This window comes from Vibrio sp. VP6, from assembly GCF_028823755.1.
GTDB classification, from domain to species: domain Bacteria; phylum Pseudomonadota; class Gammaproteobacteria; order Enterobacterales; family Vibrionaceae; genus Vibrio; species Vibrio parahaemolyticus.
The window spans coordinates 1-12,990 of the sequence record NZ_JAPEID010000025.1 but is presented as its reverse complement, the minus strand read 5'-3'; the positions used below and the strand labels follow the sequence as shown (position 1 = coordinate 12,990).

Annotated in this window: 11 protein-coding genes and 2 pseudogenes; 6 read left to right on the top strand and 7 right to left on the bottom strand. The window is 47.2% G+C overall.

The annotated features are described in order from the left end of the window. Positions 1-83: 83 nt before the first annotated feature. The 6 genes and pseudogenes from yigB to OU793_RS15770 all read right to left on the bottom strand — a co-directional run bounded on the left by yigB (position 84) and on the right by OU793_RS15770 (position 4,799). Positions 84-800, bottom strand: a complete 717-nt coding sequence (yigB, locus tag OU793_RS15795; RefSeq protein WP_140103731.1) for a 5-amino-6-(5-phospho-D-ribitylamino)uracil phosphatase YigB — start codon at positions 798-800, stop codon at positions 84-86. An 8-nt stretch (positions 801-808) separates the two neighbouring features. Continuing rightward, positions 809-1,741: a tyrosine recombinase XerC gene (gene xerC, locus OU793_RS15790; RefSeq protein ID WP_005459099.1), complete on the bottom strand. Its 933-nt coding sequence runs from the start codon at positions 1,739-1,741 to the stop codon at positions 809-811. Beyond that, positions 1,707-2,438, bottom strand: coding sequence for a DUF484 family protein (locus OU793_RS15785; RefSeq protein ID WP_020839837.1), 732 nt, complete (start codon positions 2,436-2,438; stop codon positions 1,707-1,709). Before OU793_RS15785 ends, xerC begins: the two co-directional genes overlap by 35 nt. Beyond that, positions 2,432-3,262, bottom strand: a complete 831-nt coding sequence (dapF, locus tag OU793_RS15780) for a diaminopimelate epimerase (protein WP_005459097.1) — start codon at positions 3,260-3,262, stop codon at positions 2,432-2,434. Before dapF ends, OU793_RS15785 begins: the two co-directional genes overlap by 7 nt. Positions 3,263-3,272: 10 nt before the next feature. Continuing rightward, positions 3,273-4,526, bottom strand: coding sequence for a diaminopimelate decarboxylase (gene lysA / locus OU793_RS15775; protein WP_005459130.1), 1,254 nt, complete (start codon positions 4,524-4,526; stop codon positions 3,273-3,275). A gap of 61 nt (positions 4,527-4,587) precedes the next feature. After that, positions 4,588-4,799: pseudogene (locus OU793_RS15770) on the bottom strand (lipoprotein). Between OU793_RS15770 and cyaY the strand changes: the two are divergent. Continuing rightward, complete coding sequence (gene cyaY / locus OU793_RS15765; protein WP_005459084.1) at positions 4,779-5,093, top strand: iron donor protein CyaY; 315 nt, start codon at positions 4,779-4,781, stop codon at positions 5,091-5,093. The pseudogene OU793_RS15770 and the gene cyaY overlap by 21 nt on opposite strands. 68 nt (positions 5,094-5,161) lie before the next feature. On the opposite strand, the gene OU793_RS15760 is transcribed toward cyaY, so the two are convergent. Then, positions 5,162-7,690 (bottom strand): class I adenylate cyclase, encoded by a 2,529-nt coding sequence (locus OU793_RS15760; protein WP_005496375.1) that lies wholly within the window; start codon positions 7,688-7,690, stop codon positions 5,162-5,164. A 347-nt stretch (positions 7,691-8,037) separates the two neighbouring features. Here OU793_RS15760 and hemC point away from each other — a divergent pair, with 347 nt between their 5' ends. From hemC to OU793_RS15735, 5 genes and pseudogenes are all read left to right on the top strand, one after another. Next, positions 8,038-8,976: a hydroxymethylbilane synthase gene (gene hemC, locus OU793_RS15755; protein ID WP_025622947.1), complete on the top strand. Its 939-nt coding sequence runs from the start codon at positions 8,038-8,040 to the stop codon at positions 8,974-8,976. 2 nt (positions 8,977-8,978) lie between these two features. Beyond that, positions 8,979-9,707, top strand: a complete 729-nt coding sequence (locus OU793_RS15750) for a uroporphyrinogen-III synthase (protein WP_140103732.1) — start codon at positions 8,979-8,981, stop codon at positions 9,705-9,707. 17 nt (positions 9,708-9,724) lie between these two features. Beyond that, complete coding sequence (locus OU793_RS15745; RefSeq protein ID WP_005496369.1) at positions 9,725-10,936, top strand: uroporphyrinogen-III C-methyltransferase; 1,212 nt, start codon at positions 9,725-9,727, stop codon at positions 10,934-10,936. Further along, positions 10,936-12,117, top strand: coding sequence for a heme biosynthesis protein HemY (locus OU793_RS15740; RefSeq protein WP_021453686.1), 1,182 nt, complete (start codon positions 10,936-10,938; stop codon positions 12,115-12,117). Before OU793_RS15745 ends, OU793_RS15740 begins: the two co-directional genes overlap by 1 nt. A gap of 255 nt (positions 12,118-12,372) precedes the next feature. Further along, positions 12,373-12,882: pseudogene (locus OU793_RS15735) on the top strand (transposase). Positions 12,883-12,990: the final 108 nt, after the last annotated feature.

Genomic DNA, 12,990 nt, shown 5'->3' with positions numbered 1-12,990 from the left:
TACTTTAGGCTTAGTAATTTACGTTTCTTTTTGATGCTTTTCTAGGCACAAAATGACTTTAGAATGGATTAATGCGAAAGCAATTAAAAAAGTGTGAGTAACGGCTGCAAACTATTGATTTCAATGTCAGGTAACGTACGTATTCTTGAATGATTAATGACATTTTTATTCATATCATTAAACCAACATGCGGCAAAACCCGCTAACTTTGCACCATGTACATCCGTCGTGAGGTGGTCACCAACATGCAGAATGTTTTCGGCAGGTAAATCGAGAAACTGCTGCGCTTTGACAAACAAATCGGCAGCAGGCTTGGCGAGACCGTCAGGGCCCGCTTTTAATACGCATTGGAAGTATGGCGTCAAACCGATTTTATCTAAGTCGACATTACCATTGGTGATCGCCACCAGAGGAATGTGTTCTCCCAACTCCGCCAATACATCGAGACTTTGCTGCGGCACGTCAAACTGACTGCGCCATTCCAACGCCAGTTGCACGCCCTCTTCCGCTGCAACTTGAGCTTGCGCTTCATCGTAGCCAACGGATAGAAAAGCATGCTTTAACTGCACTAGGCGCCAAAGCGTCACATCGCTTTTGAGAGCAGGACATTGCTGGAGCACATGTTTTTTTACCTGCAACCAATCGGCCTTTTCCATGTGCGCCACTGCAGGATGCGTTTGTTGCAACCAAGTCAGTAACTCGCGCTCCATACGGACAATCACTGGATGGTTGTCATACAGCGTGTCATCTAGATCGAATGTCATGGCCTTAATCGGCTCGATACGGCGGTAAAATTTCATGCTTTGGCTCACTCCCCGTTCTTTTTGCGGGCTCGTGGGTGGGCTTGGTCATACGCTTGCGCTAGATGCTGGAAATCCAAGTGTGTGTAGATTTGGGTCGTCGATATGTTCTCGTGACCTAAAAGCTCTTGCACCGCACGTAAGTTGTTGCTCGACTCCAGCATGTGCGTAGCAAATGAGTGGCGCAACTTATGTGGGCTAATGTGACTAGCTACAGACTGTTTTTGTCCCCACTCGGCCATGCGTTTTTGCACGCTGCGGTGCGAAATACGGGTTCCGAGTTTAGACACAAATAATGCAGGTTCACCTGGCGCTGCTAAGTCACCACGAACGCGCAGCCACTTACCTACCCATTCCGTTGCCATCCCCGAAAAAGGCACTTTACGTTCTTTGTCACCTTTACCGATAACACGAAGCTCGCCACTGCGCAGCTGCACATCTCGCACATCCACACTGACCAACTCGGCTAAACGCAGGCCGGCACCGTACATCAGCTCCATCATTGCGCGATCGCGGATCGCCAATGGGTCATCTTCATTCACTTCGAGCAGTTGATTCACTTCATCCACATCGAGGTTTTTTGGCAGCGGGCGCTTTTTACGAGGTGCAGACACCCCTTTGGCAGGGTTGGCTGACATCTCACCACGCAAAATCAAGAAATCGAAAAAGCTACGCAGCGAAGACAAGCGCGTAGCTAAGCTGCTGGCCTTCATGCCTTCTCGCATGCCTTTACCCGCAAGTTGTCGAACCCAGCCAGCATCAACTTGAGACCAATCTTTCAGTCCCATTTCGGCAAGATGCTGCGCCATGGTTTCCAACTGTTGCTTGTAATTGCGTTGAGTGTGCAAGCTGAGCCCCTTTTCGCTTCGCAAGAATTCGTAGAAGCGTTCAAGAGGCTTTTGAAGACTATTTGGCAGAGGAGTGTTGGGAGTTGTCGTCATCGTAACTTTGCCATACCAATGTTTGAGCAAGATGTGCCACTACTAAGGATAGGTGACGCAAAAACAAGGTATCCATATCTGGTTGGAAATGACCGCCATCTTCGCTAGAAAACGCAAGCACGCCAAGCGTCTGCTTCTTCACCAGCGGCAGTACCACATAGGAACCCATTTCTGGCACATCCATATTGCCAAACAACGCTTCACGATCCACTTTACGCAAGCGGCCCAAATAAGCCTCTTTGCCATTTAGGTGGTTGGTCGCAAAACGCTGGTAATGTTCTTTGCTAAGTTGCGTCGATGCATCACATTGGCTAAACAAGCGAACATACGCACGCAGTCCGAGATCTTTGGCTTTTAGCTCTATCGCGCTAATAACTTGCTTGAAGTCACCGCACTTTAGAATCGAGCCCTGCAAATCCATGAACTCGTAGAAGGTACGATCGTTGTTTGCCGCAAGCGACATTAACGTGGTGATCTCTTCTTCAAGCTCTTCAATACGCTGACGCTGGCGATTCATTTGAATATGCACCAACGAAACCGTACCTAAATCCGAATGTGGAAAAGACAGACGATCCACCAGCTCAGGGCGCTCAACAAAAAAGTCAGGGTGATCTTTTAGGTATTCAGCCACCACTTCTGCCGTTAATGCGTCAGCTTCAACTTGAGACAAACCGTTTCCTTTTTCTTTGACTAGCACGACAGTTGACCATCAAATACGTGAGTAGCAGGGCCTGTCATAAAGAGTGGTTTGCCCGGGCCTTGCCAAGAAATATGCAGCTCACCACCAGGTAGCGATACTTTCACACTCTCATCCAAAAGCCCTTGCAAAATACCCACAGCCACCGCGCCACATGCGCCGCTACCACAAGCTTGTGTTTCACCTGCGCCGCGCTCGTAAACTCGAAGACGAATGTGGTCACGACTCACCACTTGCATAAAGCCAGCGTTCACACGTTCAGGGAAGCGTTCGTGTGATTCAAGCAGCGGACCTAGAGTGTCCACATCTGCGGTATCCACGTCATCCACTACTGTCACCACATGCGGGTTACCCATGCTGACAGCGCCACAAAACAGCGTCTTGTCACCCGCGCGCATGATGTAGGTTTTTTCTTTCTGCTTCGCTTTGAACGGAATTTTGTTCGGTTCAAACTCTGGCACACCCATGTTGACCGTCACTTCACCGTCGTCTTCCACATCAAGAATCATCTTACCTTTCTTGGTGCTCACGCTGATGCTGTATTTATTGGTCAACCCTTTCAAACGAACAAAACGCGCGAAACAGCGCGCGCCGTTGCCACATTGCTCCACTTCACTGCCATCGGCATTAAAAATGCGATAGTGGAAGTCGGTTTCAGGATCATAAGGTGCTTCTACCACGAGCAATTGGTCAAAACCGACGCCAGTGTGACGATCCGCCAAACGACGGATCAAGTCTTGCGAGAAAAACACGTTCTGGGTAATGCAGTCGACGACCATGAAGTCGTTGCCCAAACCGTGCATTTTGGAAAAGTGGAAATGCATTTGTTGTGTGTTACTCCGGTAGAATCTGTTCCAGCTGCCACAAACTGGTCAGCTCTTCACGCTGGCGAACAAGGTGGCTTTGATTACCATCCACCATTACTTCTGCCGCTCGGGTACGAGTATTGTAGTTCGAAGACATCACAAAACCATAGGCACCTGCTGAACGAACCGCGAGTAGATCACCTTCTTGCAAAACGAGCGCGCGATCTTTACCCAAGAAGTCACCAGTTTCACAAATCGGGCCAACCAAATCGTAAGTTTGTGGCTCACCATTACGAGGGGAAACAGGCACAATATCTTGCCAAGCTTGGTACAGTGCTGGACGCATCAAGTCATTCATCGCCGCATCAATGATGGCAAAGTTTTTATGCTCGGTGTGTTTTAGGAATTCCACACGGGTGAGCAAAATACCGGCGTTTGCTGCAATCGCACGGCCTGGTTCAAAAATCAGTTCTAGGTCTTGATGATTTTCAAGACGCCCCAACAACGCTTTCGCGTAATCAGAAGGCTGAGGCGGTAATTCATCACGATATACCACGCCTAAACCACCACCAACGTCGAGGTGACGAATGTTGATGCCTTGTGCTTTCAGGTCATCAATCAAAGCCAGCAAACGGTCGGTTGCATCAATAAATGGGTCAATGCTCGTTAACTGAGAACCAATATGGCAGTCGATACCTTGCACATTCAGATTAGGTAGGCTCTGGGCGAATTGATACACTTCTGGCGCGCGGTCAAACGCAATGCCAAATTTGTTGTCACGAAGACCGGTCGAAATATAAGGGTGAGTTTTCGCGTCAACATCTGGGTTAATACGTAGCGAAATAGGCGCAATCACACCAAGCTCACCCGCAACTTTATTCAAGCGTTCGAGTTCCGGCTCTGATTCAACGTTGAAGCACTTGATGCCAAGCTCTAGTGCGCGCTTCATTTCTGCTGGCGTTTTACCCACACCAGAAAACACGACTTTCTTCGCATCACCGCCCGCTGCAATCACACGCTCTAGTTCACCACCAGATACGATATCAAAACCCGAACCCAAACGAGCCAGCGCGTTCAGTACGCCCAAGTTTGAGTTGGCTTTTACTGCGTAGCACACAAGATGAGGATGTTGACCCACAGCACTATCAAACGCCTTCCAGTGGCGCTCTAGCGTGGCTCGAGAATATACGTAAAGAGGAGTGCCATATTGCTCGGCAAGAGCTTGAAGTGGGACGTCTTCGGCCCAAAGTTGGCCATCATCCTGATAGTTGAAGTAATCCAAAATTCGCTTCCCTTATTTAATTCGACTGCTGAACCCTAATTTCACCCTAAGGTGCGGTTATTTATTGTGATTGCTCGTTTTGTTGTGCGTCATCTGGGATGTACAGCGAGCCAGATTGGCCACACCCTGCCAGCATCGCGGCAGCCATCACAAACAACACTGTTACTAATTTTTTCATTTGGCATATCGTGATTATTGAATCAATGCCCCCTATAATCGCACCACACTCAGGAAAAGCAATAGGATAGACGGATGAACGATACTGAATTTCATCAACTGGTGGATGCGCAGATGCAAATCATCGAAGAATCCATCGATGATTCAGGCGCAGACATTGATTACGAGGTGTCTGGCAACGTAATGACATTAGAGTTTGAAGACCGCAGCCAGATCATCATCAACCGCCAAGAGCCAATGCATGAGATTTGGTTGGCCTCAAAATCGGGTGGTTTCCACTTCAAGTTAGTAGAAGACAAATGGACCTGCTCAAAAACGGGCATGGAGCTGTTTGAAATGGTGAAGCAAGAGTGTGAAAAACACGCTGGCGAAGAGATTGATTGGGCGTAAATCCTCTCGATGAACACCAAAACAAAAAGAGCACCGAGGTGCTCTTTTTGTTTATGGATATGGTTACGTTACGCGTTTACCGCTTTAGTAGGACGATGCGGTGAGCACCCATCATTGCGATAAGGAATGATGTAAGCGTTACCCTCTTCAGGGTGAATGATCTGATAGTACTGCGGTAAATTGAAGTTAATAAACTTAGACGCCACACGGCTGTCGTCTTTAACCGAAGTGTAGAAGCTGTTGACCGAAGCGATCATCTCATCTTTTGAGCCACTGAACTGGTGATACACTTCCACTTGGTTCGACTCATCCAATACATAGATGTTGAAACCGTCTTCGTTATCTTCAAAGAAGAACTGCACCAAACCTTCACTGGCAAAACCATCCACCGCTTCTGGTAATTGGTATTCTTGCTCGCGGTCGAGCATTAACAGCGGCGAGCCTTTTAGCTTATTGGTAGAAATGCTGCGGTAGAAATCGATGGAGTTTTCTAACTTCTGCACCGACACACCACGGCGTTCAAAGAACAATCCGTAGGTTTGGTTACCAAGACGCATCGCTTTAAAGCGGCGGCGTTTTTCTTGCTCCACCGGCTTCAAACGCAAGTCGATGCATTCCGCAAGAAGCTGATACACCATATTACGCATCACTCCACGCATGTTTTTCGCGTAGCAGAACACATCTACCGATTCTGGTGGCAACGCATCTTGGTGCATTTTGCCCAAAATGGTTTTTAGCGCATCCAACATCGCCGTTTCGCCTTTGAAATGCAGTGTACGCACTTCATGCCAGGAGTTGCGGTAAACCAAATCGACACTGCCGACTAAGTTTTTATGTTCCGGACCAAAACTGAAGATATCGGTATTTTTCACATCCACTTTCAGTGAACGCCCCGACAGCTCCGACGTAGGGTCATTTTCGAAGTTGATGAACATCGCCAACTGGCTGATTTCACACGGGCTCGCTAACGCTTGCATCGTCGGACGACGTTTACGCAGTGCAAAGGTATTTCGTAAGTCACTCACCATTTGGTAGAACTTATCGATATCTAGCTGTGCTTCACGCACCACGGCATGCAAACGCGTGGATTCGGTGATGAGGCCATTAAAGAAAGCCCACGAGACCAGTTTGCTCAAGTACTCGTGATGCTCAAGACATGGCTGACCAAGAATGCGATGTGCGATCAATGGTTGCTTGTAGAGATACCAACCCGACTTGTTCACCCCGCCTTCTTTAACTTCGATGAAGCTCAAATCTGGTTCATGTAAATCAGGGGAAATTTGTGGGTTCAGCAACGTCACTTTGCCCGGCAACACCTCAAACGCAGCGTACAACTTACGCGCAAGAATGCTGATGTCTTGCGGGCTGATCGCGGATGTGATGTCGTTGCGACGCGCAAACTGAATCAAGTTACGGTAGCTCTGCATCAACGCATCAAGCAACGCATGATGTACGACTTTCACCTGTTCAACTTTCCAGTTGCGGCGGTCATCGAGCTCGGCAACCACACTGTCATCCCAATTCCATTTCGCAATCATGTCGCTCAGCGCTTCACGACGCCAGGCCACTGAACCGACATCTGGTTCACGCGACAGCTTTTCATGGGTTTTGAGATAAAAACAACGACGCACCAAATCCAAACGTGTATCGTCTTGGATTCGTTCTAAATAGCGCGTAACTTTTTCCAACATTAAGTAGTATGCGTCCATGCCATAGAGATCTGGCTCATGGGCAAAGAATCGACGCTTGGTGTCAATACTTAACAGTTGTGTGTGCGGGTATTCCCACGAGTAAGCTTCTAGCAGAATGGCTTTTAATACCGACTTGTATGGCGAATCGATACTTTTGTACAGTTGCCACAAGTTCGAGCCAAAGTATTCTTCGGCAGGAATGCGGTTCAACTTACCAAAATCGATCCACTCGCTACAGTCGATGTAGCCATCGCTGCACAATTGAGAAACGTACTCGTCGTAACACTCTTCCATTTCTGGTGGCACAATTTGCCATAACAAGCGCTGACCAGCGATACGCACCGCACTGCGATAGAACTCATCAAGCAAAAGCAAATGCTGTGAGGAACCGCAGTTGTCACCCGTCATCTCTTCAGAATGGTTACTTCTAAAACGCTCTTCATCCATCAAGAAGAAGTTCGCTTCCACCCCTTGGCTTTGCGCCCAATCGGTGATCAGCAAACATTTGTTGGTGAGCAGTTCACGTTCGTCACAATCCATCTCTGGCGAAATACATACCCAAATGTCTAAATCGCTGGAAGTGCTTTGACCAATCGATGACGTACTACCCATGGTATATAAGCCCAAGATCGCTGGCTTTTCTGCCGTCTTGAGTGGCTGACCAATGGCGAGTTGTATGTCGTCGATGAATTGCTGTTGGATAGGATTGAGTTCAAGCCCGTGTACGCCGTACGGAACGTCAGCGTCGTAGTAGCCCGGAATGACAGGGTGATTGTAGTTCAGTAAGGCAGGAATCAAGTGGAAAACTTGCTGGCTTTGCGAATCCATAAGCGCCAGCGCGCGATCGATACGCTGCTGGTTCAAATTGTCTAATCGCTGAATGATGGTATAGGTGTAAGCCTGCAAGGGTAATTCCTTGGTTGAACAATCACGGACATCTGCTGATGTTTTAAACCAAAATGGCCTAAAAACGTGATCAATTTAACACTTTCATTGGAGTTGGTAAAGTTTTCCACCCGTAATTCGCACCGGACGTAAAACCATACTTTAGTCACAAAAATGAAGACGCGGTAGTGTCGCTTGTAATCGCCTCTAACTAATAATAGTCCTTAGTCTAATTGAGAATCCAGTCACACTATTTTCACAACCTTATGTAAATCCTTCCTTAGCCCCACGAGATAACTAACTAACAGTAAGCATTTCTTTATGAGAATGGTAGGATAAAGCCAAATCCAAACAGCATTGAGAAGATCATGACCCAATCCACACCAATTCGCATTGCAACTCGAAAAAGCCCACTTGCACTATGGCAAGCTCATTTTGTTAAAGACGCTCTTCAAGCCGCTCATCCTGGCTTGGAAGTCGAGTTGGTAACCATGGTGACCAAAGGTGACGTGATTTTGGATACACCGCTGGCTAAAGTTGGTGGCAAAGGCTTGTTCGTTAAAGAACTTGAAGTTGCCATGCTTGAAGGCCGTGCAGATCTAGCCGTGCACTCAATGAAAGACGTACCTGTCGACTTCCCAGAAGGCCTTGGCCTCGTGACCATTTGCGAGCGCGAAGACCCTCGCGACGCCTTCGTTTCTAATACCTATAACAGCATTGATGAACTCCCTCAAGGTGCGGTCGTCGGTACTTGCAGTTTGCGTCGCCAATGCCAACTGAAAGAATACCGCCCAGACATCATTATCAAAGAACTGCGTGGCAACGTGGGGACTCGACTTGGCAAACTGGATGCGGGTGAGTACGACGCTATCATTCTTGCAGCCGCAGGTCTAAAGCGCTTGAAATTGGAAGACCGAATTCGCAGCTTTATCGAACCAGAACAATCACTGCCAGCGGTTGGCCAAGGCGCAGTCGGTATTGAATGCCGCGTAGACGACGAACGCTTACTCAAACTTCTAGAGCCACTCAACCATAAAGACACCGCCGATCGCGTGTTGTGCGAACGTGCCATGAACCTAACTCTTGAAGGTGGCTGTCAGGTGCCAATCGGTAGCTACGCGCTACTTGAAGGTGATGAAGTTTGGCTTCGCGCGCTCGTCGGAGAACCAGATGGCAGCGAAATTGTGCGTGGCGAAGTGCGTGGTCACCGTAAAGATGGAGAAGCGCTCGGTATCCGGTTGGCTAACGAGCTACTTGATAACGGTGCCCGCGACATTCTAACCAAGCTGTACGCAGACCACGATTAATCATGGCAGTGTTGGTCACTCGGCCGGGAGAGCAAGGCAGCGCGCTTTGCTCTCTGCTCGAAAGGCACGGCATTTCCGCACACCACCATCCGCTGATCGACATTGTTGCCGATCTCACGGACACGCACCTCACGACTCATCTCCATCAAGCTCAAATAGTAATCGCCGTTAGCCGACACGCCGTGCAATGCGCCCAGCAAATCCTAACCAGCAATGGCGCATCATGGCCGAAACAAGCGGTATACCTTGCCGTTGGTCAAAAAACAGCACACTATTTAAGCAAATGCACCCAACAGAAAGTACACTATCCCGAAGTCAGTGATAGTGAACACTTATTGCGACTTCCAGCGTTACAGAATGTAGAGCAGCAGCCGGTTCTTATCCTTCGTGGTAACGGAGGAAGAGAGCTGATCAAAGATGCATTGGTGAGACGCGGAGCAAAAGTTCACTATAGTGAGACTTACAAGAGAGAATTCATCCCATTCGATCCAGTAAGCTGTGTCTCACTATGGAAAACCCTACAAATTGACCAGATCGTCGTCACCAGTGGTGAACAACTGGATTATTTGTGCAGCCAATTGACGTCAGAGCAATTGACTTGGCTTAATCAACAAGAGTTGTATATCCCCAGCCAGCGCATCGCTGACATTGCAATTCAAAGGGGGTTCACTCGGGTGAGGTGCACAGGAAGCGCATCCAACCAAGAATTACTGGCTGCTCTCCAGCCCTAGCTACACAGGATATAGGCATGACAAGTAAAAATAACGACCAAAAAAATAACGATAAAAACCTTTCCGAAGAAACCTCATCGGCACCGCTAGCTGAAAAAGACGCACCGAAAAAGGATGCTGAATCTAAAAAGGAAGCCTCTAAACCGGTTGAGCCAGCAAAACCAGCGGAGCCAACAAAGGTTGAATTTGAAGAGAAGCAAGGCAAACGTGGTGTCAAACTCGGCACAGTAGCGATCATTCTTTCAATCATCTTCGGTGGTGGTCTCGCTTATAAACTTCATGAACAACAAGCCGATTACCAAACCCAAATCGCTCAGCTACAAAACCAACTAGAAAAAGCGCAAGCTTCGATGAAGCAAGAGCTAAACCAAGTTAAAGAAGAAACCATCGAGAAAGCGACCACTGTAACGCACAAAGCAGAAGTGGTGCTTGGTCAACAACAAAAGAGCATTGAAAGTTTACAACTCGCCGTCGCTGATGTGAAAGGCCGACGTCCAAACGACTGGCTATTGGCAGAAGCGGATTACCTTGTGAAGTTGGCTGGTCGTAAACTGTTCTTAGAGCATGACGTAGAAAGCGCAACTCAACTAATGGAAAGCGCAGACCAACGTATTGCCGCGCTAAACGATCCAAGCTTAGTTAAACTGCGTAAAGCGATGGCAAACGACATCACCAAACTGCGCACTGTCCCATTGATTGACCGTGACGGTCTTGTTCTGCGTTTAACCGCTCTACAGCAGCAAGTAGATAAGTTGCCTCTAGCAAATGCACTACTGCCGGAAGCCCAAGTCGTTGCTCAACATGAAGTATCAGAAGACATTTCAAACTGGCAAGATAATTTGATGACCTCTCTGAAAGACTTCTCTGAGAACTTTATTACTTTCCGTACTCGCGATGGCAACGTCATCCCATTATTGTCTCCAGAGCAGCATTTCTATTTAAAAGAAAACATCAAGGCCAAACTGGAAACAGCAATCAAAGCGGTTTACCAAGAGCAAGGCGAAATCTACACCACTTCGTTAACGACAGCTGACAAGTGGGCGATGGCTTTCTTCAATCAAGACGACAACGCGGTGAAAGAATTCAACAAAGCACTCAACCAATTAAGCCAACAAAATATTCAAGTTGAGTACCCTGCAAAACTGGAAAGCCAATCTCAGCTATCGGATGTGATTCGTGAGCGACTACGTCGTGAAGTCACAACAATGACAGGTACGGGGGATAAATAATGATTCGCCTTATTTTCCTATTTGTCGTTCTAGGTGCAGGTCTATTTGTCGGTACTCAGTTTTCTGGTCAACAAGGATATGTACTGATCTCAATAGCAAACAAGACCATCGAAATGAGCGTGACCACTTTGGTGATCTTCGTTATCGCTACGCTAGCTGGTCTTTTCCTCCTTGAATACCTGATTAAAAAGTTGGTTTACGCAAGCTCAAGCACTTGGAACTACTTCAGCGTACGTAAAATGCGTCGTTCTCGTCGCTACACCAATGAAGGCATTATCAAGCTCCTCGAAGGTGATTGGAAAGGTGCTGAAAAGAAAGTCACTCGTTGGGCAAATCACCACGATATGCCACTACTTTGCTATCTCGTTGCTTCTGAAGCTGCTCAAGGTCAAGGTGATAAAGCAAAACGCGATCATTATCTTGCATTAGCTAGCCAACAGGAGAATGCTCATCTCGCTGTCGAACTGACTCGAGCCAAGCAATTTATTCGTGATAATGAGTTCGAAGCCGCTTTCGATACCCTGCAATCGCTAAAAGGCCAATACCCAAATAACTCGATTGTCTTGAACTTACTCAAAACAACTTACATGCAGCTTAAATTGTGGCAGCCATTGATTGACCTAATGCCACAACTGGCGAAAGCAAAGCTAGTAACGGAAGAAGAGCAAGCAGAACTGATTCAGAAAGCACAATGTGGTTTACTGCATGAAGTCGCGCAACAACAAGGTAGCGAAGGGCTAATTTCTCATTGGAACAGTCTGGCTCGTAAAGTGAAGCAAGACACGCATCTTATTGCTTGTTTTGCACGTGAGCTTATCGCTCGTAAAGCCGATACCGAAGCCTTTACCGTACTGAAAGAAGCACTGAAAAAGCAGCCTGAACCAGAACTTTACCAACTACTGCCAGACTTAAATCTACCAGATATCCATCCTGTGGTAGTCTTCCTAGAAGGCGTAGTAAAGAAAGAAGCTGACAACGCAGCGGCACACAGCGCTCTAGCACACTTCTACTTCCGTCAAGAGAAATGGCAACAAGCTCAGGAGCACTTTGAAATAGCTCTAAAACTTCGCTCAGACGTATCTGACTATGCTTTCCTAGCAGACACACTAGAGAAGCAAAATCTAACCAAAGCAGCTCATGAAGTCTCTCGTAAAGCTCTGATGCTGGTTCAGCACGACTAACCAGTAACAACATTATCAAGCCGACAGTTTACTGTCGGCTTTTTTATTGCCTGCCATTTATCCATAACCATCAACACGTATTAAATTAACTAGAAACCCAGCCTCTCTCTTAACCCACTCGCTACAGTTTGACCCTTATCGTTTTTTCGGCTTTTCTCCTCCCACGCCAATGAGCACCACTCAACAGACAAGCAATACCAATCTAAGTAAAAACATGATCCAATTGAGGCTGTCCAACAACAGAACTGATTCGCTATGGCCAGCCTCAATAATATCGACTTTAAAAAACTCGCAAGTCAGCAAAAATCCATTCAGATGAAAATGAGGCCACTGACCCTTACTCATTTCAAAGATGGACACTCACGTACACAAATCGCCAAGTTTCTCAAGGTAAGCCGAACCAGTGTCAATAAGTAGGTTCAAACCTTTCTTGAAGAAGGGCTGGAAGGACGACAAGAAAAGCCAAGATCAGGAAGACCACCATTCTTAACTTCCGAGCAAAGAGAGCAATTGAGCCAATGCATAAAAGATAAAGCCAATGACTTTAAGAATGTCAGTATCATCAAACTTCCGTCCTATTCTCTAGAGCTATACTCTATCGAACAAGTATGGCGTTGGTTGAGGCAACACTATTTAGCCAATCAATATTTTACTGATTACGACGACATCATCTCCAAAGTCTGCGATGCATAGTATTGGTTTTTGGATTGCTCCAAAAGAGTCACCAAAATATGCTCGAGAAGATGGATAGACCTGACCAGTTAATTTTCCAGATTGGTATGACTTCTCTTGGAAGGGAAAATGACAGCCCCTAAAACGACAAAAGCCCTGCTATTTCTAGCAGGGCTTTCAAATAAGTGGCGGAGCGGACGG